At 45.9% G+C, this 22,579-nt stretch carries 21 protein-coding genes and 1 riboswitch; of the genes, 7 read left to right on the top strand and 14 right to left on the bottom strand.

Features of this window, described 5'->3' with window-relative positions; translation table 11 throughout:
• Positions 1–67 precede the first annotated feature (67 nt).
• From accC to pdxA, 7 genes are all read right to left on the bottom strand, one after another.
• Positions 68–1,408: an acetyl-CoA carboxylase biotin carboxylase subunit gene (accC, locus tag PBAL39_RS08585; protein ID WP_008240400.1), complete on the bottom strand. Its 1,341-nt coding sequence runs from the start codon at positions 1,406–1,408 to the stop codon at positions 68–70.
• Positions 1,409–1,441: 33 nt separating this feature from the next.
• A complete protein-coding gene (gene accB / locus PBAL39_RS08580; RefSeq protein ID WP_008240398.1) occupies positions 1,442–1,921 on the bottom strand; it encodes an acetyl-CoA carboxylase biotin carboxyl carrier protein in 480 nt (159 codons plus the stop codon).
• Between the two features lie 71 nt (positions 1,922–1,992).
• Positions 1,993–2,982: a beta-ketoacyl-ACP synthase III gene (locus PBAL39_RS08575; RefSeq protein ID WP_008240395.1), complete on the bottom strand. Its 990-nt coding sequence runs from the start codon at positions 2,980–2,982 to the stop codon at positions 1,993–1,995.
• A gap of 12 nt (positions 2,983–2,994) precedes the next feature.
• On the bottom strand, positions 2,995–3,933 hold the full coding sequence (plsX, locus tag PBAL39_RS08570; protein ID WP_039866318.1) for a phosphate acyltransferase PlsX: 939 nt from the start codon (positions 3,931–3,933) through the stop codon (positions 2,995–2,997).
• A gap of 103 nt (positions 3,934–4,036) precedes the next feature.
• Positions 4,037–4,228: a 50S ribosomal protein L32 gene (gene rpmF / locus PBAL39_RS25015; RefSeq protein ID WP_083801722.1), complete on the bottom strand. Its 192-nt coding sequence runs from the start codon at positions 4,226–4,228 to the stop codon at positions 4,037–4,039.
• 18 nt (positions 4,229–4,246) lie between these two features.
• On the bottom strand, positions 4,247–4,780 hold the full coding sequence (locus PBAL39_RS08565) for a DUF177 domain-containing protein (protein WP_008240391.1): 534 nt from the start codon (positions 4,778–4,780) through the stop codon (positions 4,247–4,249).
• 64 nt (positions 4,781–4,844) lie between these two features.
• On the bottom strand, positions 4,845–5,924 hold the full coding sequence (gene pdxA / locus PBAL39_RS08560) for a 4-hydroxythreonine-4-phosphate dehydrogenase PdxA (protein ID WP_008240388.1): 1,080 nt from the start codon (positions 5,922–5,924) through the stop codon (positions 4,845–4,847).
• Between the two features lie 171 nt (positions 5,925–6,095).
• Between pdxA and rsmA the strand changes: the two genes are divergently transcribed.
• From rsmA to PBAL39_RS08540, 4 genes are all read left to right on the top strand, one after another.
• The gene (gene rsmA / locus PBAL39_RS08555; protein WP_008240387.1) at positions 6,096–6,878 is read left to right on the top strand and encodes a 16S rRNA (adenine(1518)-N(6)/adenine(1519)-N(6))-dimethyltransferase RsmA; all 783 of its coding nucleotides are present in this window, start codon (positions 6,096–6,098) and stop codon (positions 6,876–6,878) included.
• Between the two features lie 20 nt (positions 6,879–6,898).
• Positions 6,899–7,828 carry a 2-hydroxyacid dehydrogenase gene (locus PBAL39_RS08550; RefSeq protein WP_008240386.1) on the top strand — a complete coding sequence of 310 codons (930 nt, stop codon included), beginning with the start codon at positions 6,899–6,901 and terminating at the stop codon, positions 7,826–7,828.
• A gap of 156 nt (positions 7,829–7,984) precedes the next feature.
• Positions 7,985–8,458 carry a transcription elongation factor GreA gene (gene greA, locus PBAL39_RS08545; RefSeq protein ID WP_008240385.1) on the top strand — a complete coding sequence of 158 codons (474 nt, stop codon included), beginning with the start codon at positions 7,985–7,987 and terminating at the stop codon, positions 8,456–8,458.
• A gap of 11 nt (positions 8,459–8,469) precedes the next feature.
• On the top strand, positions 8,470–8,871 hold the full coding sequence (locus PBAL39_RS08540) for an HIT family protein (RefSeq protein WP_008240384.1): 402 nt from the start codon (positions 8,470–8,472) through the stop codon (positions 8,869–8,871).
• Between the two features lie 131 nt (positions 8,872–9,002).
• On the opposite strand, the gene PBAL39_RS08535 is transcribed toward PBAL39_RS08540, so the two are convergent.
• The 3 genes from PBAL39_RS08535 to rsgA form a co-directional block, all read right to left on the bottom strand.
• Positions 9,003–9,329, bottom strand: coding sequence for a nucleotide pyrophosphohydrolase (locus PBAL39_RS08535; RefSeq protein ID WP_008240382.1), 327 nt, complete (start codon positions 9,327–9,329; stop codon positions 9,003–9,005).
• Positions 9,330–9,470: 141 nt separating this feature from the next.
• Positions 9,471–9,923 (bottom strand): D-aminoacyl-tRNA deacylase, encoded by a 453-nt coding sequence (dtd, locus tag PBAL39_RS08530; protein ID WP_008240381.1) that lies wholly within the window; start codon positions 9,921–9,923, stop codon positions 9,471–9,473.
• Positions 9,924–9,949: 26 nt separating this feature from the next.
• Positions 9,950–10,870 (bottom strand): ribosome small subunit-dependent GTPase A, encoded by a 921-nt coding sequence (gene rsgA / locus PBAL39_RS08525; protein WP_008240379.1) that lies wholly within the window; start codon positions 10,868–10,870, stop codon positions 9,950–9,952.
• 611 nt (positions 10,871–11,481) lie between these two features.
• Between rsgA and thrA the strand changes: the two genes are divergently transcribed.
• From thrA to thrC, 3 genes are read left to right on the top strand one after another with little or no spacing between them, the layout of a single operon-like run.
• A complete protein-coding gene (thrA, locus tag PBAL39_RS08520; protein WP_008240375.1) occupies positions 11,482–13,929 on the top strand; it encodes a bifunctional aspartate kinase/homoserine dehydrogenase I in 2,448 nt (815 codons plus the stop codon).
• Positions 13,926–14,861 (top strand): homoserine kinase, encoded by a 936-nt coding sequence (locus PBAL39_RS08515; RefSeq protein WP_008240374.1) that lies wholly within the window; start codon positions 13,926–13,928, stop codon positions 14,859–14,861. Before thrA ends, PBAL39_RS08515 begins: the two co-directional genes overlap by 4 nt.
• A gap of 11 nt (positions 14,862–14,872) precedes the next feature.
• Complete coding sequence (thrC, locus tag PBAL39_RS08510) at positions 14,873–16,183, top strand: threonine synthase (protein WP_008240372.1); 1,311 nt, start codon at positions 14,873–14,875, stop codon at positions 16,181–16,183.
• Here thrC and PBAL39_RS08505 read toward each other — a convergent pair.
• The 4 genes from PBAL39_RS08505 to PBAL39_RS08490 form a co-directional block, all read right to left on the bottom strand.
• Complete coding sequence (locus PBAL39_RS08505) at positions 16,170–16,601, bottom strand: META domain-containing protein (protein WP_157273949.1); 432 nt, start codon at positions 16,599–16,601, stop codon at positions 16,170–16,172. The two genes, thrC and PBAL39_RS08505, sit on opposite strands and share 14 nt — an antisense overlap.
• Positions 16,602–16,711: 110 nt before the next feature.
• Positions 16,712–17,668, bottom strand: coding sequence for a methylenetetrahydrofolate reductase [NAD(P)H] (gene metF, locus PBAL39_RS08500; protein WP_008240369.1), 957 nt, complete (start codon positions 17,666–17,668; stop codon positions 16,712–16,714).
• 53 nt (positions 17,669–17,721) lie between these two features.
• Positions 17,722–21,381, bottom strand: coding sequence for a methionine synthase (gene metH, locus PBAL39_RS08495; protein ID WP_008240366.1), 3,660 nt, complete (start codon positions 21,379–21,381; stop codon positions 17,722–17,724).
• A 115-nt stretch (positions 21,382–21,496) separates the two neighbouring features.
• A riboswitch (SAM riboswitch) is annotated at positions 21,497–21,606 on the bottom strand.
• Between the two features lie 207 nt (positions 21,607–21,813).
• On the bottom strand, positions 21,814–22,566 hold the full coding sequence (locus PBAL39_RS08490) for a Bax inhibitor-1/YccA family protein (RefSeq protein WP_008240364.1): 753 nt from the start codon (positions 22,564–22,566) through the stop codon (positions 21,814–21,816).
• Positions 22,567–22,579 lie beyond the last annotated feature (13 nt).

Genomic DNA, 22,579 nt, shown 5'->3' with positions numbered 1-22,579 from the left:
TAAAACAAAAATACCATTCTATTTATATAGAATGGTATTTACGCTTTAAATCTACTAAATAGTTTGTCTATTCTGAAAATTCGAAAGTTTCCATAAACTTAGTGGTAAAATTACCAGCCCTGAAGTTAGGATCTTTCATTAATTTCAGGTGGAAAGGAATCGTAGTTTTTACACCTTCGATTACGAACTCGCTCAATGCACGTTCCATGGTGCTGATGGCTTCCTCACGGGTCTGTGCAACACAGATCAGCTTGGCAATCATGGAATCGTAGTTCGAAGGAATCTGATAGCCTGCATATACATGTGTATCAACCCGCACACCATGGCCACCCGGAGAATGGAAATTGGTGATTTTTCCAGGAGATGGACGGAAGTTATTGAAAGGATCTTCCGCATTGATACGACATTCGATGGCGTGCATATCAGGAAGGTAGTTTTTTCCGGAGATAGGTACACCCGACGCTACTTTGATCTGTTCTTTGATGAGGTCATAGTTGATGACTTCCTCCGTTACCGGATGTTCTACCTGGATGCGGGTATTCATCTCCATGAAATAGAAGTTACGGTGTTTGTCGACCAGAAACTCAATCGTACCAGCACCTTCATACTGCACTGCGATGGCGCCTTTGATGGCCGCTTCACCCATTTTTTCACGAAGTTCAGGTGTCATGAAAGGAGATGGGGCTTCTTCTACCAGTTTCTGGTGACGACGCTGAATGGAGCAGTCGCGTTCCGAAAGGTGACAGGCTTTACCATATTGGTCACCGATGATCTGGATTTCAATGTGGCGCGGATCTTCGATATATTTTTCCAGATAAAGACCATCATTACCAAAGGCCGCACCAGACTCCTGTCTTGCGCTGTCCCATGCATTTTCAAAGTCTTCATCTTTCCACACCACACGCATTCCACGGCCACCACCACCGGCGGTAGCTTTCAGAATTACAGGGTAGCCCATTTCATTGGCTATTGTGATACCCTCTTTCACGCTTTCCAGCAGTCCCTCAGATCCAGGGATCGTAGGCACACCTGCATTTTTCATGGTCTCCTTTGCCGAAGCTTTGTCTCCCATGGAATTGATCTGCTCAGGCGTAGCACCAATAAATTTAATTCCGTAATCGCGGCATACAGAAGAGAACTTGGCATTCTCAGACAGGAAGCCGTAACCTGGGTGTATGGCGTCTGCATTGGTCAGTTCCGCAGCAGAGATAATATTAGGAATGCTCAGGTAAGAATCCTTACTCGGTGGAGGCCCTATACAGACGGCTTCATCGGCAAAACGTACGTGTAAACTCTCGCGATCTGCAGTAGAGTACACAGCAACGGTTTTGATGCCCATTTCTTTACAGGTACGTATAATACGTAAAGCGATCTCGCCCCTGTTGGCAATTAATATTTTTTTAAACATATAATTGATAGGAAAATTTGCTCCTGGCAAATATTAAATGGGTTCTACTAAAAATAAAGGTTGATCGTATTCTACAGGTGATGCATTTTCTACAAGAACTTTCACAATTCTTCCTGAAACTTCACTCTCGATTTCGTTGAACAATTTCATAGCTTCAATGATGCAGATCACTTTACCAACACCAACCTCATCACCCACATTGGCGAAAGAAGGTTTATCAGGGCTTGACGAACGGTAGAAAGTACCGATCATTGGCGATTTAATGGTGATGTATTTTGAGGTGTCTTCAGCAGCAACAGTTGTTGCTTTTGTTTCTACAGGGGCAACAGGAGCCGCAGCACCAGCTACAGGAGCAACAGCAGGAACAATCGCTGCCGGAACAGTTGCGTTGACAACAGTAGGGGTCTGATTGGTCTTGATAGTGATCTTGAAGTCTTTTTGCTCAATGGCAACTTCATTTACGCCCGAACGAGAAACAAATTTAATAAGTTCCTGAATTTGTTTGATATCCATTTTTTAGGTTTATTTTGAGAAAACAGTATTCCTTAAGAATTATCTAAGTTAAGATTATTTATTTTAATAAATTAATAGGCCCATTTAATGTAAACAGAACCCCAGGTGAAACCACCGCCAAAGGCTGCAAGGATGATGTTGTCGCCTTTCTTCAGCTGGCTTTCCCATTCCCATAAACACAATGGAATGGTGCCGTTTGTGGTATTTCCATAACGTTGGATATTGATCATCACCTTTTCGGCGCCCAATCCCATTCTCGAAGCCGTTGCATCGATGATGCGCTTGTTTGCCTGGTGTGGTACCAGCCAGGTCACGTCATCTGAGGACAGGTCGTTACGTTCCATGATCTCAGCTGCAACATTGGCCATATTGGTTACAGCAAATTTGAATACTGCCTGACCTTCCTGGTGTACAAAATGCTCTTTGTTGTCTACCGTTTCGTGCGTCGCCGGTTTCACGGATCCGCCAGCTTTCTGGTGTAGGTACTGACGGCCTGCGCCATCGCTCTTCAATACAGAGTCGATGATCCCATTACCTTCTTCATTCGGCTCCAGCAATACTGCGCCGCAGCCATCACCAAAGATGATGCAGGTGGTGCGGTCTTCATAGTTGATGATCGAAGACATCTTGTCGCCACCAACCACCAGGATTTTCTTGTGTTTTCCCGATTCAATGAACTGTGCTGCAGTCGATAACCCGAAGATAAATCCGGAACATGCCGCAGAAATGTCATATCCCCAGGCATTGATGGCACCGATTTTATCTGCTAAAACATTTGCTGTAGCAGGGAAAGGCATATCTGGTGTAGTGGTACAAAAAATGATCAGTTCAATTTCTTCCGCAGTGATCCCACGTTTTTTCAACAATCCGTTGACTGCATGAACTGCCATATCCGAAGTACCGAGGCCTTCACCTTTTAATATTCTTCGTTCTTTGATGCCGGTTCTGGAGGTAATCCATTCGTCTGTAGTATCTACAATGGATTCCAGCTCCTGATTGGTAAGGATGTAGTCTGGGACATAACCGTTAACCGCCGTAATCGCAGCATGAATTTTATTCATTTTCAATTTTCCTTATTTAAATGCGGCTTGAATTTTACCTACCAAGCCAGTAGTAATCATGTCCCTTGACTGCAGGATCATGTTTTTGACCGCCGTCGGACTGGATATGCCATGACCTATGATCACCGGGGCATTGACACCTAAAACCGGGCTTCCGCCATAGTTTTCGTAGTTAAAGCGGTCGAAGAATTCATCCTTCAGCCCTCTCTTCAGCGTCAGCACATAAAATGATTCTGCCAGTTTCAGCACTACATTTCCCGTAAATCCATCGCATACAATCACGTCGGCCTTGTCGTTGAATAAGTCCCTGCCTTCCACATTACCCACAAAATTGAAAAGAGGTGTGTCTTTCATCAGAGGGTAGGTAGCCAGGCTTAGCATGTCACCTTTTTCCTCTTCTTCGCCAATGTTCAATAAAGCCACCTTAGGTGTTTCTATCTGCATCACATGCTGCGCATACAAACTGCCAAGCACACCAAACTGGACCAATGTATCAGGCTTGCAGTCGGCATTAGCGCCTACATCAAGCATGAGCCCAAGGCCGCCACTGAGTTTAGGAAGAATGGTAGTAATGCATGGTCTGATGATTCCAGGGATAGATTTTACACTAAACATGGCACCAACAAGCATCGCGCCCGAATTTCCGGCGCTGGCAAATGAATCCAGTGTGCCCTCCTTGAGCATGGAGAATCCAATAGAAATACTGGAGTTAGGCTTTTGAACAATAGCCTTTGTGGGATGTTCGCCCATACCAATCACCTCTTCGGTATGGACATATTCAAAGTGATCCGGATTGAATCCGTTTTCGGCTAGTAGGGGCTTAATCTGCGCTGTATCTCCAATAAGCACCAGGTGCTCCGTGGGAGATAACAATTCATGAGCTGCTATAGCTCCTAAAACGTTTGCTTTAGGAGCATAGTCTCCGCCCATTATATCGAGACCTATTTTCATAGTAAAAAATCAGTTTGTGTTTTTGGGGGCACAATTGCCCTTCTTTGCAGCTCTAAAGTTAACCTTAAAGCGACTTAAAACACAAACTATTTTTCAAGAAAAATTAACCTATTGAGGTATTTTCAATCACTAATTTACCGTTGTAGTATAGGTTACCATCAACGTTGTATGCATGATGAGGTACGTGGATCGCACCTGTGGTTTGACAAGTTGCTAAAGAAGGAGCTATTGCTTTATAGTGAGTTCTTCTCTTATCTCTTCTGCTTTTAGAAACCTTGCGTTTTGGATGTGCCATTGCTGATTTGTTTAATTATTATTTTAATTTTTTTAATGCTGCCCATCGTGGGTCATCATCTTGTTTATCTTCTTGTTCTTGTGTTCCTGCAGTAAAACTTTCCAGTCTTGCTATCATTTCCTCGTCGCATTTCTGGCCATCGCCATTCTGCTCACAGATCTTTATGTAAGGGACCGATACGTTAATGAATTCGTAGATCAGCCCTGATACATCAAGCTCACTTTCCTTCTTATTCAATACAATGATCTCCAGATCATCGCTTTCCAATTCATCTTCAGCAAACTTTACAATCTGCCGTTCTTCGATGTCAAGTGGCGCATTAAATTCTGATAAACATTTATCACAATCCAATACAATTGTTCCCTGAATGTGGAACTTCAAAATTAACATTGTTTCCTGTTTATCCAGTTCAATGTCTGCTTTTAAATTTCCTTTTTTTACCAAAGAGTACTCAAAAGAATCAAAAAAGCTGTTATCAATGTCAAAATCAAACTGATGTTTGCCAATTTTTAAGCCGGTAAAGGGGATTGAAAATTGTTTTAATGGTTTCAATTGTAACAAAATTTTAGCCCGCAAATGTAGGAATTATTTTTATAGATGTAAAATGTTTTTTATTCTAATTTGCATCATCTTTTGTATCCGCAGCAGTTTCGATAATTTTTCCGCCACTTCTCAGTTGTGTTCTCAGTAGTTCTTCCTGTTCTTTTCTGTTCCTGACGATGTGGACCGCCGCAAAAAGTGCCTCAGCAAAAGAGCCCGGATCAGCTACGTTTTTACCGGCAATGTCATAACCGGTACCGTGATCTGGTGAGGTGCGCACAATCTTCAGTCCCGCGGAGAAGTTCACGCCCCTGCCGAAAGCAATGGTCTTGAAAGGGATGAGCCCCTGGTCATGATACATCGCCAGTACGGCATCAAACTGCTTGTAGCTGCCCTTACCAAAAAAACCATCTGCGGGATAAGGACCAAAGGAAATGATGCCTTTGTCAAAAGCCTGCTGGATCGCTGGCATAATGATCTCGGCTTCCTCTGTACCCAGCAGGCCGTTGTCTCCAGCATGCGGGTTCAATCCCAATACTGCAATCTTCGGTTTTTCAATCCAGAAATCTTTCTTCAGGCTCTCATTCATCAGCTGCAGTTTTTTCACGATCTTTTCAACAGTGATGCTCCTTGATACTTCCGAAACTGGAATGTGACCGGTAACGACACCCACACGGATGTCCTCACTCAGGAGGAACATGAGCACATCTTTGCTGCCGCTGCGTTCCATCAGGTATTCGGTATGCCCCGGAAAACTGAATTGGTCGGACTGGATATTGTGTTTGTTGATCGGTGCGGTAACCAGTGCATCGATTTCTCCTTTCACCAGGTCTTCGGTAGCCTTTTCCAGCGACAAGAGTGCGTATTTCCCTCCAGTCTGGGTAGCTGTGCCGAGTTCTATCTTTACATCTTCTTCCCAGCAGTTGATCAGGTTTGCTTTTTTGGGATTGGCCAGCTGTGCCTCCGTGATGACGTTAAAATTAAAATCGCTCAAACCTAAAGCCTTGCGGTGGTAAGAGGCAACCTTGGTATGGCCATATACGATTGGTGTGCAGAAATCAAGGATCCTGCTTTCTGATAACGTCTTCAGGATCACTTCCAAGCCTATTCCATTGATGTCCCCTATGCTGATGCCGATTTTAATCTTGTTACTCATACTCCAAAAAATTTGGTGCAAAATACAGATTTCATTTTAAAAAGCTCGTTTTTCCTCTGTTTACCTCGTCTATACGGATGGATGTGCTTTCAACAAAAGGGCGCCATTCAGAAGATCCTATTAAAAATTGCGTATTTTTGCGGCTTTCAGGATAGACGTAAAGGTTAATATATGAGTTTGGTAAGGGCAAAAAAACATTTAGGGCAGCATTTTTTAACCGATAAAAAGATTGCGGCCAGGATCGTCGATGGTCTTGTGCATACCGATCAGTACCGCGAAGTGCTCGAAGTTGGCCCCGGAATGGGCATCCTGTCGGATATCCTGCTGGACCGTGATTACTTGGACACTTTCCTGATTGACATTGATGTGGAATCCTACGAGTTCCTGAAAGATAAATATCCGCAGCTGGGAGCGCGTTTGATCAATGGTGATTTTCTGGCACTGGACTTATCCTCTATTTTCAAGGGAAAGTATGCCGTGATCGGTAATTTCCCTTACAACATCTCCTCGCAGATTCTTTTCAAAATTCTTGATAACAGGGAACACGTAGTGGAGATGGTGGGCATGTTCCAAAAGGAGGTTGCCGAACGCTGTGCTTCCAAGTCAGGTACGAAGGAATATGGGATCCTGAGTGTGCTGATCCAGGCCTATTACGATATCGAATATCTGTTTACCGTAAAACCGGGAACCTTCAACCCGCCACCAAAGGTAAATTCAGGAGTGATTAGGCTTAGCAGAAATAAGATAGACACCTTGCCTTGCGATGAAAAACTGTTTTGGAGGACCGTAAAAGCAGGTTTCAACCAACGGAGAAAAACATTGAGAAATGCACTTTCCGGAGTGGTCTCTAAAGATAGAATGGACGACCATTTTTTCTTTGATAAACGTGCGGAGCAATTGAGTGTAGACCAGTTTATCGAGCTGACACAACATTTAACAAAACTGATGTCCTGAGATTTCAGACAAATAAGAAAATGAGCAAAGGAAAAATATTAATTGTTGATGAACTGCATGCCATCTTCAAAGAGCGTGCGGCTGCAATGGGTTATGAGGTGCATGATGAACCGAATTTTACCCGCGCACAAACCCTGGCGGCCATCGCCGACTATGATGGTATTGCGGTAAGGACCAAATTCCGTATCGACCGCGAGCTAATAGACGCTGGAACGAAGCTGAAGTTTATTGCACGCGCAGGTGCAGGTCTCGATAATATCGATGAGGCGGTGGCGCTGGAACGCAACATCCATTTGATTAATGCGCCGGAGGGAAATATGGATGCCGTTGGAGAGCATGCCGTAGGGTTGATGCTGTCGCTGATGAACAACTTCCGCAATGCTGATATGGAGATCCGCAAGGGGAAATGGGACAGAGAAGGGAACCGTGGTTATGAGCTGAAGGGCAAGACGGTGGGCATCATCGGTTATGGTTTTATGGGTAGCAGCCTGGCACGTAAGCTGTCTGGTTTTGGTGTTCAGGTCATCGCCTACGACAAATATAAAACAGGCTTCAGCGATCAGTATGCGAGAGAAGTGAGCATGGAAGAGATCGTTAAGCTGAGCGATGTGCTCAGTTTTCACATACCACTGACCAATGAAACGCGGCAGCTGGTAGATGAGGAGTACCTGCTCCATTTCCGGAAGCCCATCTTTTTCATCAACACAGCAAGAGGGGAAATTGTCAGCACACAGGCAGTGCTGAATGCATTGAACAAAGGAAAAATCCTTGGCGCTGGACTGGATGTGCTTGAGGTGGAGAAGTTCCCTGCGCTGGCAGAGCAGCCCTGGTTTGCGGAGCTGATCTCGAGTGGCAAGGTGATCCTTACACCACACGTAGGTGGCTGGACCTTTGACTCTTACCGTAAGATTTCAGAGGTGCTGTCGGATAAGCTGGCAGCGCTCTCCTAGCAGGGATTTTACAACTATACTGCATGATTTCAGATGAATAATTTGGTTTTGTGCTTAGACCCCATTATCTTCGTTTTAATTGAAGCAAGACTATGTAGGCTTATGAGCCGATATAGTCTTGTTTGTTTTTAGAGTAACTATAAAATAAATTGAGCTATGACAGAGGTAACGTATTATACCCAAGATGGTTTAGATAAACTAAAGGAAGAACTCCATCATATGAAGACTACAGGAAGGCAACTGATCTCCAAGGCAATCGCCGAGGCAAGGGATAAAGGTGACCTTTCAGAGAATGCAGAATACGATGCTGCAAAGGAGGCGCAGGGATTACATGAAGCAAAAATAGCAAAACTGGAAACTACCTTATCTACCGCCAGACTAATTGATGAATCCAAGCTGGACACCTCCAAGGTGCTTGCTTTATCCATAGTAAAGATCAAGAATGTTAAAAATGGGGCTACCATGTCCTATCAGCTGGTTGCCGAAAGTGAGGCCGACCTTAAAACAGGAAAGATCTCCGTGAAATCGCCGATAGCGCAGGGGTTGTTGGGCAAGTCGGTAGGTGACAAAACAGAAATTCAGGTTCCTGCGGGAAAGATTGAATTTGAAATCTTAGAAATCAGCAGGTAATCAATCGTTCTATGGCTACTATATTTTCAAAAATCATTGCAGGTGAAATTCCTGCACACATCGTCGCAGAGACCACAGAATTTCTCGCCTTCCTTGACGTCAACCCATTGACCATGGGGCACGTGCTGGTCATTCCCAAAAAAGAGATTGATTACATCTTTGATATGGATGAGGAGAGTTACTTCGGACTGACCTTATTTGCCAAAATTGTAGCGACAGGGTTGAAAGAAGCTTTCCCATGTAAAAAGGTGGGCGTCGCGGTCATTGGACTGGAAGTGCCTCATGTACACATCCACCTCATTCCCATGAATCATGTTGGGGACATGAATTTCGCTAAAGAAAAGCTGAAACCTTCGCAGGAAGAACTTGCTGAGGCTGCTCAAAAAATTAAAGAGGTATTGTCCAGAGATTAATACCTGCAGAAATTAAGAAAAGGGATGTTTCGATGAGCAGCATCCCTTTTTCTGTTTGCGGATTTATTTTGAATTCCTGCTGCATAAAACAGCGAAACGGTGTACATCCTGCATATAGGTTATTTATTATTTTACTTCAGCTTCTCGTTGTTCTGATGTCTTTCAGTATCTCTTTTTGTTTTCTTGATCAGGTTTTTATTTAGTGCCTCCGTCAGGTCAATACCGGTTTGATTGGCCAGGCAGATCAGTACGAACAGAACATCAGCCATCTCATCGCCGAGGTCTACCGCCTCATCACTCTTTTTAAAAGACTGCTCACCGTATTTCCTAGACATAATCCTGGCCACCTCGCCAACTTCCTCCATCAGGATCGCCGTATTGGTAAGTTCATTGAAATAGCGGATTCCTGTACTGTTGATCCATTTGTCTACGGTTTCCTGTGCTTCTTTAATTGTCATGTTATTGATTTAGAGTTTAATATGATAATGTTAAGGCTTTAACCTAAGAATTTCCAATAGTTATCTCGATGGATTACTTGTATGTATCAATATGCAGAGAATAATTTTCCCAAATATCATGACATCGGGAGAACAGGAATTTTATTCCTTGTTTTTTGTATCAATTATGATCGTTACAGGGCCGTCATTCAGCAGACTGATTTTCATGTCAGCGCCAAAAATTCCCGTTTGAATATTTTTATCTAGTTGTGTGGATAGCTGCCTGATCATCTCTTCATACATAGGGATGGCAAATTCAGGTCTTGCGGCTCTTGTAAAACCAGGTCTGTTTCCCTTTTTTACTGCTGCGAATAAGGTGAACTGGCTGATCAGGAGGATGTTTCCATCCACGTCGGAAAGAGATTTATTCATCATCCCATCTTCATCACCGAAAATTCTCATGTTGATAATTTTCTGGCTGAGCCAGATCAGGTCTTCCAGGGTATCGGCATCTTCAATGCCAAGCAGTACCAGGAAGCCATTGTCAATGCTGCCGGTCGTGTTTCCATCGACTACGCAGGAAGCTGCTGTAACACGTTGTATAATTGCTCTCATTGTTATTGGTTTTGTGCCAGGCCATATCAGGCGCGGGTTTCATTCCCGTGGTAGATACTCAGGTAACTTTCATACCTGCTGAGTTCGATATCACCATTTTCTACTGCTTTGATCACTGCACAGCCCGGTTCGTTTACATGTCTGCAATTGTTGAACCTGCACTGGTTCAGCATTGCTTTCATCTCCCGGAAATAATGACCAAGTTCTTCAGGACGGATGTCAAAAATGCCAAGCTCCCTGATGCCAGGGGTATCAATAAGATACCCGCCGAACGGAAGTGTGTGCATCTCGGCAAAAGTTGTGGTGTGCTGTCCCTTGTCGCTGGACTCCGAGATTTCACCCGTTTTGATGCTTCTGCCGGGAAGGAGCGCATTGATGAGGCTGGATTTTCCGACCCCGGAATGGCCGGAAAAAAGCGTGATTTTATCTTTCAGCAGGTTTTCAATTTGTGGTATATTCGTACCCTCCAATGCCGAAACGGTATAACAAGGATAGCCAATATGCTCATAAATGGATTTGTACTCATCAAGGACCGCAAGGCCATCCTCATTGAAAAGGTCAAGTTTGTTGAAGATCAGTATTGCCGGAATACCATATGCTTCGGCTGTCGCCAGAAAACGGTCTATAAAACCAAGAGAAGTACGTGGTGAGGCTAGTGTCACGACCAGGAATGCCTGATCCATATTGGCAGCAATGATCTGTGCCTGTTTTGACAGGTTGATGGATTTGCGGATGATGTAGTTTTTACGCTCGTGCAGCTTGCTGATCACACCTTTGTCTGAGTTTGGCTCCAGCTCAAACTCTACCTGGTCGCCGACGGCGATAGGGTTGGTAGTTTGAATGCCTTTAATCCTGAACTTACCTTTAATCCTGCAATCGTAGCTTAAGCCATCTTCTGCATGTACCTGATACCAGCTTCCTGTTGATTTTATAACTAATCCTTGCATATAGTGCGATAAAGGTACAGAAAAGTATGTCTTTTTTATAGTTCGTCCTCTTCAAACGACTCCAGACATTACTGGCCGATGGCTGGACCGGACCATCTTCGGCCATTGTTCGGGTGTGGTTCAGGAAGGAGCATAAACAATCTCAGACTAAAGTAAGCCAAAAGAGAGGCAAAAGAGAGGCGGGACGTATCTTCGGTCTCTGTTTAGTCTCTCTTTTGTCTCTGTTTAGTCTCTGTTTAGTCTCACTTTATCTACAACGATGACCGAACAGAGACCGGACAGAGACCGGACAATGACCGGACTTACAGATGCCGCTACAGAAACACTGCCTGAAAACTTAAATGGTGATAAGACGCTGATAATAGTGATGTGATGAAAATCATAATTATTTTTGTAATCATTTGCTAATTAGAAAAATATAACTTTACTTTACAGCACAACAAGAAAGTTTAAAAAATACAATGTATAACAATATATCAATTATTACCATTATTACCACCACCGGGATTTCTCGGAGGAAGGTAAGCTAGTGGCTATAATTGAAAGCAAAAGAAACCACAAAAAGCGCCTTCCTCTAAACGGGGAAGGCGCTTTTTTTTTAACCTAAAACTATGAACATTCTAAAATTCGGAGGTACATCTGTCGGTTCGGTACAAAGCATAGGCGCTTTGCTGAACATCCTCAGGCAGCAGGCGGGACCTGAAAATCCAGTTGTCGTATTATCGGCGATGAGTGGTGTGACCAACACCCTTGTGGCAATGGCTGAAAATGCAAGAGAGGGGAATGATTACAACGAGGCGCTCAGGACCATAGAAAAAAAACACTTCGACATCATCCGTGAGCTGCTGCCAGCAGCGGCACAAAATCCGGTGCTGACCAGATTGAAAATCTATTTCAATGAACTCGAAGACATCCTGCAGTCGGTATACAACCTGAAAGAGCTGAGCCCTCAGACAAAAGACCTCATCCTGAGTTATGGAGAGCGCTGTTCTACGGCGATGATCAGCCACATTGTTAAACAGGACTTTCCTCATGCCCTGTACGTGGACGGATCTGAGCTCATCAAGACCGACAGCAACTTTGGACAGGCAAAAGTGAATACCCAGCTGACAGAACTGCTGGTGCGTGAATTTTATGAGGCCAACTCGGAGAAACTGTTGTTTGTAACCGGCTTCATCGCCAGCAATGAGCATGGACGGGTTACTACACTTGGACGTGGGGGGAGCGACTATACTGCGGCGATCTGGGGATCTGCACTGAATGTGGAGGAAATTCAGATCTGGACAGATGTAGATGGCATGCTTACTGCCGATCCCAGGATCGTTAAGAAAGCATTTTCACTGCCTGAACTCAGCTATACGGAAGCAATGGAACTTTCCTACTTCGGTGCGAAGGTCATCTATCCGCCAACGATGATCCCTGCTTTTCTCAAAAAGATTCCCATTGTAATCAAAAATACATTCAATAGGGATTTTCAGGGTACCTATATCAGACATGGTCTTCAATCTTCCACGTTGCCGATCAAAGGCATTACCTCAATAGATGAAATCAGCGTGCTCAACCTTTCCGGCAGCGGAATGGTCGGCAAAGCCGGTTTTAGCGGGCGCCTGTTCTCCCTGTTGTCACGTGAACAGATCAACATCATCCTGATCACCCAGTCTTCTTCAGAGCACAGCATCACTTTTGCGGTGAAACCGGCGGATGCACTAACTGCACTGGCGCTGATCAACAAAGAGTTTGAGCTGGAACTCCAGGCACGTAAGCTCGAATATCCGGAGGTAGAAAATGGATTGGCGGCACTGGCGATTGTAGGTGAAAACATGAAACGTACACCGGGCATGTCGGGAAAGCTTTTCCATGCCTTAGGCAGGAACGGCGTGAACGTCAGGGCCATTGCGCAGGGTTCATCAGAATACAACATCTCCGTAATTCTTTCCAAAGCAGACCTTTCTAAGGCGGTGAATGCTGTACATGATGCTTTCTATGCAAATCTGAAACGCACGCTGAACATCTTCTGCCTCGGTACGGGCAACATCGGCAAAACATTGTTCAGTCAGCTGCAATACCAGATGCCCTTCCTTTCTACCAACAATGACCTGCAGGTGAAGGTGATGGGCATCAGTAATACTCGCAAAATGCACCTTGATGCGGATGGAATAGACCTTGCAGATTGGGAAAATAGCCTGGAAGCAAATGGAGTGCCCGCAGACCTCTCGGAGTTTGTGCACAAAATGAAAGAAATGAACCTGCCGAACTGTGTGTTTGTAGACAATACGGCGAGTCATAACCCCATCCGCTTTTATCAGGATATTCTGCAGTCGAGCATCTCTGTTGTCACCTGCAACAAGATTGGTAACTCTGCGGATTATGAGCAGTATGAGGCCTTCAAAAATGCAGCGCGAAAATACGGTGTGGACTTCTATTATGAAACCAACGTTGGTGCGGGGCTGCCCATCATCAGGACCTTAAAAGACCTGATGCTGAGCGGCGACAAGATCGCCAAGATTGAGGCCATCCTCTCCGGAACGATTTCTTATATTTTCAATAATTATAAAGGCGACCGCCTGTTTCATGAGGTCGTAAAGGAAGCACAGGATTTAGGATATACAGAGCCCGATCCGCGTGATGACCTTAACGGAAAGGACTTTATGCGTAAGATGCTGATCCTTGCCCGTGATGCCGGATATCCTTTGGAGGAGTCTGACATCGAGATCCAGAGTATGCTTCCGCCTGCCTGTCTTGCTGCCGCCACTGTGGCGGAGTTCTACCAGGAGCTGGAGCGCAACAGCGCTTACTTTGAACAATTGAAAACCGATGCGGCAGGAAGCAATAAAGTATTGCGTTACATCGGTAAACTTGAAGATGGCAAAGTGGCCATTACGCTGGAAATGGTAAATGACAGTCATCCATTTTTCATGCTTTCGGGAAGTGACAACATCATTTCCTTCAGCACGAACAGATACAAAGACCGCCCGCTGGTAGTTAAAGGGCCGGGGGCCGGGGCTGAGGTGACAGCCGCTGGTGTTTTTGCTGATATCATTAATGTAGGTAAACGATGAAAGATTCTATAAAAGTTTTCGCTCCCGCTACTGTTGCTAACGTAGTTTGTGGATATGATGTGCTGGGCTTCGCAGTGAATGAACCAGGAGATGAGGTCATCATGAAGCTGACCGGGGGCAGTGGCATCACGATCACTAAAATTACAGGTGATGAGGGCAAGCTGCCACTCGACCCGAAAAAAAATACGGTAAGTGCCAGCGTGCAGCACTACCTGAACCATATCGGTAAACCTGATACTGGCGTGGAGATTGAGCTCCATAAAAAGATGCCGATAGGCAGCGGACTGGGCTCCAGCTCTGCAAGTACTGTGGCTGGTCTTTTTGCCATTAACACTCTTTTTGATAATCTACTGACTAACAGGGGATTGGTGCCTTTCGCCATGAAGGGGGAGGAGCTTGCCTGCGGATACGGACATGCCGACAACGTGGCTCCCGCGCTAATGGGCGGTTTTGTGCTGATCAGAAGTTATGAGCCGCTCGACATCATCAGCCTGCCGTATCCTGAAGGTCTACATGCAGCCATAGTCTATCCCGAGGTTGATGTACCCACAAAAGATGCCCGTCAGATGATCCGTTCCAAAGTACTGCTGAAGGATGCCGTGACCCAATGGGGAAATGTTGCAGGGCTGGTCAGCGGACTTTTTATGAAGGACCATGACCTGATTGGCAGGAGCATGACGGACATCCTGATCGAGCCTACACGCTCCATCCTGATCCCTGATTTTTATCATATGAGGGGTATGGCGATGGAGGCTGGCGCTACCGGATTTGGAATATCAGGGTCTGGTCCTTCGGTATTTGCGCTGACCAGGGATCGGGAGACGGCTGAATCGATCACCGTACAGCTGAAAAAGCACCTCAGCACTTTAAACATCAATAGTTTATCATTTGTATCTGAAGTCAACCAAAAAGGACCTGTCGTCCTGGATTAAACCAAAAAAACATGAACCTATATAGTACCAACAATAAAGATTTAAGAATAGACTTTCCTACGGCGGTGTTCAATAGCATGCCCCTTGATAAGGGTTTGTACATGCCATTGGAAGTTCCCAAGCTGGATCCTGAATTTATTAGCCGGATTGCGGAGTATTCCATGCCTGAGATTGCCTTTAGGGTGGCTTCTGCCTTGTTGAAGGATGCCATCCCTGAGGCAGACCTTAAAGCGATCATCGATGAGGCGATTAACTTTGATGCGCCTGTGGTGCCCCTTTCAGAGGATGCTTTTGTCCTGGAGCTTTTCCATGGTCCCTCCCTCGCCTTTAAGGATTTTGGTGCACGCTTTATGAGCCGCGTCATGGGATATTTCCTGAAGGATAATGAGCAGATCCTCGATGTGTTGGTTGCTACCTCCGGAGATACCGGAGGGGCAGTAGCCCTTGGTTTTCTCGCAGTTCCAAACACCAGGGTGACGATCCTCTACCCGAAGGGGAAAGTAAGTGAGATTCAGGAGCTTCAGCTTTGTACAAACGGGCATAATATCCACGCCGTAGAGGTTGACGGTACCTTTGACGACTGTCAGGCCTTAGTGAAACAGGCTTTTGCAGATGAGGAGCTCAATAAAAAGTTACGTTTGACTTCTGCCAATTCCATCAACATCTCCAGACTGATCCCACAAACCTTTTATTATTTCAATGCTTATGCACAACTGTTGAGAAAGGGACGACGGAAGGTGGTGTTTTCTGTGCCAAGCGGGAATTTTGGAAATATTGCTGCAGGGCTGCTCGCTTACAAGATGGGGCTGCCCGTACATCAGTTCATTGCAGCAACCAATGTTAATGATACTGTACCACGTTTTCTTAGCACGGGTGTTTATGAAGCCAGGCCTTCTGTACAGACTTACGCCAATGCCATGGATGTAGGAGCGCCAAGTAACTGGGTGAGGATCATGGATCTTTTTCAGCAGGACCTGGATGTCCTGAAATCTCTGGTACGTAGTGCCAGTTATAACGATGCGCAGACGCTGCAGGGTATGAAAGACATCTATGCGAAATATGATTATCTGGCATGTCCGCATACTGCAATCGCATGGCTCGCACTGGAGGACTACAAAAAGGAAAACCCCGAAGCAGATGCTGCGGGTGTGTTTTTGTCAACGGCTCATGCCTGTAAATTTCCTGACGTCTTCCCTGAGGATATGAAGCAGCAGATTGCCATTCCAGCGGAAGTGGGGGCTTTAAGGGCAAAAAAGAAATTGGCAGAAAAGATGAATGCCGACTATGAAGCCTTTAGAGCGTACCTGATTACTTCTTATTAAACCGCATGATCGCGATGTCGCCCATCATAAAATTAAGGGTGCTGTCGCTTACCGAATAGGTGCTTACTTTTTTCAACATTTCAAGAAAAGTGGCCTCTCCTTCACCGGGGCAGGCCATTTTTGTCATGGCAAATCCGTTGCTGAAGTTGATGGTCGTATCATCGGCGGTCAGTGCACCGGAGAAGGAATTACAGCTGGTATTTCCACTTACTTTTTTACCGTTGATGTCGAAGGTCATGACCGGTTTTTTAGCCGGGTAAAGGCCGTTGAAAGCAATCCGTGGTCCTGAAATGTAATTGAGTTCCCAGGTTCCTCCGAGTTGTGATAATCCTCCATTTCCAATCGCTCCGGGTTTCATGGTTGTACAAGCAGAAAAGGTGCCGGTAATAACGATAGCCAGTAACATTAATCTCTTCATAAGGATCTTAAATTTAATGGTCATGATGTAGAGGTCCCTGCATCATGACGATAAGTTGATAGTTGAAAGGTACAAAGAGTATTCCAGAAAAAAGGCAAAAATATGAAAAGCTAGAATACTGCACGGGCAATTTTCCTGGTTGGCTCTGGGTTGCCCATAGTATAAAAATGGAGCACGGGGGCGCCCATCTCTTTCAACTCCTTGCATTGGTGGATCATCCACTCGATGCCGACTTCCTTAACTTCCTTCTCAGACTTGCAGGATTGAATGGCCTCTGTCAGCTCCAGAGGAATATCCAGATGGAAAACTTTAGGTAGCGACATTAGCTGTTTACTGTTGGTAATTGGTTTCAGCCCCGGGATAATGGGTACGTTGATGCCATTTTCGCGGCATTTATCCACAAAAGCCTTGTATCTCCTGTTGTCGAAGAACATCTGCGTAACGATAAAGTCCGCTCCGCCCTCGACTTTTTGTTTCAGGTATTTGAAGTCGGTGTCCAGATTTGGGGACTCAAAGTGTTTCTCCGGGTATCCTGCTACGCCGATGCAGAAATCTGTCTTTTCCAGGTTGTCGATGTCATCGTGCAGGTAACGGCCATTGTTCATGTTGACCACATGCTGGAGCAGTTCCGAAGCATAAGCGTGGCCATCCGGGGTGGGTACAAAAGCGCTGTCGCTTTTTCTCGCATCACCACGTAACACCAGCACATTGTCGATACCCAGAAACTGAAGATCAATCAGGGCGTTCTCAGTTTCATCTTTTGTAAAGCCACCGCAGATGAGGTGAGGAACGGCGTCTACCCTGTACTTGTTCATGATGGCAGCGCAAGTGGCCACTGTACTAGGCCGTTTGCGATAGGCTACTTTTTCCAGCAGGCCATTGGCATGTTGTTTATAGATATAATCTTCACGAAGGTAGGTCACGTCAATAAACGGAGGGTTGAATTCCATAAGCGGGTCGATGGCATCGAAGATTCCTTTGATGCTTTGTCCCTTAATGGGGGGTAACAATTCGAAAGAGAAAAGGGTCTTTCCCTTTGCGTTTTTGATGTGGTCTACAATCTTCATTAATATGGTGGTATGTAAGTCTGGTATTTGGTGTTTAAGTCCGGTGATTTTTGTTAATAGGCTAGGTTAGGGCTAAGCCACCTCTCCACTTCTTCCACAGGCATGTCCTTTCTCAGGGCATATTCTTCAATCTGGTCTTTGAGGATCTTGCCGAGACCGAAGTAACGCGATTGAGGATGTGCGAAATAGAAACCGCTGACAGCTGCTGTGGGGTACATGGCGTAACTTTCTGTCAGTCGCAGTCCGATCCTGTTCTCTGCATCCAGCAATTCAAAGAGGGTACCTTTTTCGGTATGTTCCGGGCAGGCGGGATATCCCGGTGCGGGGCGGATACCAGCATATTCCTCCTTGATCAGGGCTTCGTTGCTGAGGTGTTCATCCTGGGCATAACCCCAGTAATCCTTGCGCACCAGCTCATGCATGCGTTCCGCAAAAGCCTCGGCAAGCCTGTCGGCCAGCGCTTTTGCCATGATGCTGTTGTAGTCGTCATAATTGGCCTCAAACTCCGCAACCAGCTCATCACAGCCGATACCGGTGGTGACGGCAAAACCTCCGAAGTAATCGGCAACGCCTGATTCTTTTGGGGCTACGAAGTCGGACAGCGCATAGTAGGGTTGGCCATCTACTTTTTCGGCCTGCTGGCGCAGGGTATGTATAGTCACTTCTTTACCTTCTACATCAAGGATGATGTCATCACCTACAGTATTTGCAGGCCAGAATCCGATCACCCCTTTGGCGGTGAGCAGCTTTTCGTCGATAATGCGTTTCAGTAATACCTGAGCGTCATCGAATAATTTACGTGCCTCATCTCCGGCAAGCTTGTCTTCAAAAATTCTGGGATAACTGCCACGCAGTTCCCAGGTATGGAAAAATGGGGTCCAGTCGATGTAGGGCACCAGCTCCTCCAGTGGATAATCTTCGAAAACTTTGGTTCCTGTGAAACTTGGAGCCGGAGCTACCTGATCCAGGTCTATTTTAAACTTGTTTTCGCGGGCAACGTCCAAAGATTTGAATCTTTTGTCGGAACGTTTGTTCAGGTGTGCCTCACGTGCTTTATCATACTCTGCCCTGATGCCATTGATGTAATCATCCCTGGTTTCCTTATTCATCAGGGTACTACATACCGTTACACTTCTGGACGCATCCAATACATGGATTGCAGGTCCCGAATAGTTGGGTGCTACCTTAACGGCGGCATGGATCCTGGAGGTGGTGGCTCCGCCGATGATCAAAGGAATGGTAAATCCCTCACGTTCCATCTCTTTGGCGAAATGTACCATTTCATCGAGAGAAGGGGTAATCAGTCCGCTCAGCCCGATGATATCAGCATTGATCTCGCGTGCTTTTTTGATGATCTCCTGCGCAGGCACCATCACGCCCATGTCGACAATCTCGAAGTTATTACAGGCAAGGACTACGCCGACAATGTTTTTGCCGATATCGTGTACGTCGCCTTTTACGGTAGCCATCAGTACCCGTCCAGCCGATGAGCTTTGGTCGCCGTCAGGGTTATCCAGCTTTTCCTGTTCAATAAATGGAAGCAAGTAGGCCACCGCCTTTTTCATTACCCTGGCAGATTTCACGACTTGGGGAAGGAACATTTTTCCTGCACCAAAGAGGTCTCCGACAATGTTCATTCCGTCCATCAAGGGGCCTTCGATCACCTGTATCGGGCGGGCATACCGTTGTCGGGCTTCTTCCACATCGGCATCCAGGTATTCAATAATCCCTTTTACCAATGCATGTGAAAGTCTTTCTTCGACGCTACCTTTTCTCCACTCTTCATCCCTGACCACCTCTTTGCCTTTGGACTTGATGGTGTCGGCAAACTCTACCAGTCGTTCCGTAGCATCGTCCCTGCGGTTCAGCAATACATCTTCCACACGTTCCAATAGTTCCGGTGGTATTTCCTGGTAAACTTCCAGCATCCCTGCGTTGACAATCCCCATGTCCATTCCCGCGCCAATAGCGTGGTAGAGGAAGGCGGAGTGCATGGCTTCCCTGACGGTATTGTTTCCCCTGAAGGAGAAGGATATGTTGGATACCCCGCCGCTCACTTTTGCGTGGGGGAGGTTTTCCTTGATCCAGCGGGTGGCATTGATGAAGTCTACCGCATAGTTATTGTGTTCATCCATACCCGTCGCAACGGTAAGGATGTTGGGGTCAAAGATGATGTCTTCCGGAGGGAAGCCGATCTCGTGGACCAATATATTGTAAGAGCGTCCGCAGATCTCTTTCCGGCGTTCATAGTTATCAGCCTGACCTTTCTCATCGAAGGCCATCACCACTACGGCGGCACCGTAATCCATAATTTTAAGGGCACTTTCCCTGAACTTATCTTCACCCTCTTTGAGGGAGATGGAGTTGACAATCCCTTTCCCCTGCAGGCATTTTAACCCTGCTTCGATGACCGACCATTTTGAGGAATCGACCATGATGGGCAATTTGGAGATGTCTGGTTCTGAGGCGATCAGGTTGAGGAATTTGGTCATTGCCGCTTCTGAGTCGATCATCCCTTCATCCATGTTGACATCGATCACTTGTGCACCACCTTCTACCTGCTGGCGGGCAACGGTAAGCGCAGCCTCATAGTCGCCGCTCAGGATGAGCTTAGAGAACTTCGGGGAACCGGTGATGTTGGTACGCTCACCGATGTTAACGAAGATGCTCTCCGGAGTAATGGTCACAGGTTCCAGCCCGCTCAGGCGCATGAAAGGTTTTAGTTCAGCAATTTTTCTCGGTGTGATCCCGCGTGCTTTTTCGGCAATGCAGCCGATATGTTCAGGTGTTGTTCCACAGCATCCTCCGACAATGTTGACAAAGCCATGCTGAATAAAATCCTCTACCAAATGTGCCGTTTCATGAGGCATCTCATCGTAGGCGCCAAATTCATTGGGCAATCCTGCGTTGGGGTAGGCAGAGACATAACATGGTGCCTTTGCAGCGAGCTCCTCGATGTGAGGCCTCATTTCTTTGGCACCCAATGCGCAGTTAAAGCCGATGCTCAATGGTTTGGCGTGGATAATGGAGTTGAGGAAGGCCTCAACGGTTTGTCCAGATAAAGTTCTGCCAGAAGCATCAGTGATGGTCCCGGAGATCATGATTTCTATTTTTCTGCCGATGATGGCTTCGTACTTCTTGATAGAGAAGATTGCTGCCTTGGCATTTAGCGTATCAAAAATGGTTTCAATCAGGAGGAGGTCTGCACCACCATCAACCAGTCCGCGAACCTGTTGGTCATAAGCATCTACCAGCTCATCGAAGGTCAGGGCCCGGAACCCGGGGTCATTGACATCCGGAGAGATGGAAAGCGTCCTGTTGGTTGGACCTACCGCGCCTGCAACGAAACATTTTCTATCGGGATGAGCAGCCATAAAATCATCTACAGCATGTCGGGCAACGCGTGCACCCTCAAAACTCATCTCATAGTCGAGCTCCTCCATCTGGTAGTCGGCCAGGGAGATGCGCTGTGTGCTGAACGTGTTGGTTTCTATGATATCGGTACCTGCCCTCAGGTATTCCGTATGGATTTCTTTGATGATGTCAGGACGGGTAAGATTCAACAGGTCATTGTTACCCTTAACATCACATGGATGGTCTTTAAACCTTTCTCCCCTAAAATCTTCTTCTGTTAGATTGTAGCGCTGTATCATGGTGCCCATGGCGCCGTCGATGATCAAAATGCGTTTTTCTAACTCTGCTCTAATGTCCATTTAGTTTCTTTGTATTAGGTGGGTACGACAACTGTAAAGTGATGGTCACTGGCCATTTTTGTCCAGAATGTGTACTCAAAAAGGCTTATTGAAATGCGGGGCAGGGGGCGACTCCAACTTATCTTTCGGTGGCCAGTATGCCGGTCCCGGTAGAATGTAGCACCTTGTAAGCACAGGTTGCTAAGACTTCGCAGGGTCTAATCCCTCCGTCTTTCTCTATAAGCAGTGCAAAAGTGCAACAAAGAAAAATCAATTCCAAGGAAACGGCTGTTAAAGCATATAAAATTGCAGAAGTCAGGCAATTCTTGTTGCTCTCCGAAATTTAATTCTGATGAGGGTCTTGGCCATTGATGCCGTTGAATTGATGCGAAGTAATGGGCATAAAAAAGGCCGCAATAGATGCAGCCTAATTTTTTTTGTTATAAATGACAATTATCTTCTGTCTCCAAAGATTCTCAACAGATAAATGAAGATGTTGAGGAAGTCCAGATAAAGAGACAGTGCACCCATGATGGCTAGTTTTTTAGTGTCAGCATCTTGAATCTGTGCGCCACTTTCTTCAAGCCCTGCGCCGATTCTTTTCAGTTTCTGCACGTCATATGCGGTAAGGGCAGTGAAGATTGCGATCCCTACAAACGCCATGAAAAGGCTGAAGCTTTCACTCTGAATAAACATATTCGCTACGCTGGCAATGATCAGTCCAACGACACCTACCATCAGGATGGGTCCGAATTTGCTCAGGTCCACATCAGTAGTATATCCTAAGAAGGCCATGATCCCAAAGATACCTGCAGCTGCAGCAAAACAAGTGATCACTGATGCTGAAGTATATATTAATAAGATAAAACTAAGGCTCACACCTGTTAACGCGGAGTATAAAATGAAAACACCGATAAGGGCAGTATAAGAAAGCCTGCTCAGGCCGGCACTCATTAAAAGAACAAGTCCAAGGGGCGCAAAAGTAGCGATCCATCCCAATGTAGTCGGTTTACCGGTTTCCAGGTTGCGCAAAGCACTGTAGATTTCAGGGCTGCTGGTCATAAAGATTGCCGACAGCGTAGATAAGGTAAGGGCTACAAACATCCATAAGAAAACATTTGCAAAAAACTTTTTGGCAACTACCCCAGTTTGATCTTGCACATAAACATCTTTCTGTGTCCAGTTGAAATTATTGTTGTTGTCCATTTGTGTTAAAATT

Source organism: Pedobacter sp. BAL39 (genome assembly GCF_000170795.1).
GTDB lineage: Bacteria > Bacteroidota > Bacteroidia > Sphingobacteriales > Sphingobacteriaceae > Pedobacter.
This window is presented reverse-complemented; position numbering and strand designations above follow the sequence as displayed.

Excerpts from the sequence above, each read along its gene's own strand:
- accC (WP_008240400.1), bottom strand. The coding sequence starts at position 1,408 with ATGTTTAAAAAAATATTAATTGCCAACAGGGGCGAGATCGCTTTACGT.
- accB (WP_008240398.1), bottom strand. The coding sequence starts at position 1,921 with ATGGATATCAAACAAATTCAGGAACTTATTAAATTTGTTTCTCGTTCG.
- PBAL39_RS08575 (WP_008240395.1), bottom strand. The coding sequence starts at position 2,982 with ATGAATAAAATTCATGCTGCGATTACGGCGGTTAACGGTTATGTCCCA.
- plsX (WP_039866318.1), bottom strand. The coding sequence starts at position 3,933 with ATGAAAATAGGTCTCGATATAATGGGCGGAGACTATGCTCCTAAAGCA.
- rpmF (WP_083801722.1), bottom strand. The coding sequence starts at position 4,228 with ATGGCACATCCAAAACGCAAGGTTTCTAAAAGCAGAAGAGATAAGAGA.
- pdxA (WP_008240388.1), bottom strand. The coding sequence starts at position 5,924 with ATGAGTAACAAGATTAAAATCGGCATCAGCATAGGGGACATCAATGGA.
- rsmA (WP_008240387.1), top strand. The coding sequence starts at position 6,096 with ATGAGTTTGGTAAGGGCAAAAAAACATTTAGGGCAGCATTTTTTAACC.
- PBAL39_RS08550 (WP_008240386.1), top strand. The coding sequence starts at position 6,899 with ATGAGCAAAGGAAAAATATTAATTGTTGATGAACTGCATGCCATCTTC.
- greA (WP_008240385.1), top strand. The coding sequence starts at position 7,985 with ATGACAGAGGTAACGTATTATACCCAAGATGGTTTAGATAAACTAAAG.
- PBAL39_RS08540 (WP_008240384.1), top strand. The coding sequence starts at position 8,470 with ATGGCTACTATATTTTCAAAAATCATTGCAGGTGAAATTCCTGCACAC.
- PBAL39_RS08535 (WP_008240382.1), bottom strand. The coding sequence starts at position 9,329 with ATGACAATTAAAGAAGCACAGGAAACCGTAGACAAATGGATCAACAGT.
- dtd (WP_008240381.1), bottom strand. The coding sequence starts at position 9,923 with ATGAGAGCAATTATACAACGTGTTACAGCAGCTTCCTGCGTAGTCGAT.
- rsgA (WP_008240379.1), bottom strand. The coding sequence starts at position 10,870 with ATGCAAGGATTAGTTATAAAATCAACAGGAAGCTGGTATCAGGTACAT.
- thrA (WP_008240375.1), top strand. The coding sequence starts at position 11,482 with ATGAACATTCTAAAATTCGGAGGTACATCTGTCGGTTCGGTACAAAGC.
- PBAL39_RS08515 (WP_008240374.1), top strand. The coding sequence starts at position 13,926 with ATGAAAGATTCTATAAAAGTTTTCGCTCCCGCTACTGTTGCTAACGTA.
- thrC (WP_008240372.1), top strand. The coding sequence starts at position 14,873 with ATGAACCTATATAGTACCAACAATAAAGATTTAAGAATAGACTTTCCT.
- PBAL39_RS08505 (WP_157273949.1), bottom strand. The coding sequence starts at position 16,601 with ATGAAGAGATTAATGTTACTGGCTATCGTTATTACCGGCACCTTTTCT.
- metF (WP_008240369.1), bottom strand. The coding sequence starts at position 17,668 with ATGAAGATTGTAGACCACATCAAAAACGCAAAGGGAAAGACCCTTTTC.
- metH (WP_008240366.1), bottom strand. The coding sequence starts at position 21,381 with ATGGACATTAGAGCAGAGTTAGAAAAACGCATTTTGATCATCGACGGC.
- PBAL39_RS08490 (WP_008240364.1), bottom strand. The coding sequence starts at position 22,566 with ATGGACAACAACAATAATTTCAACTGGACACAGAAAGATGTTTATGTG.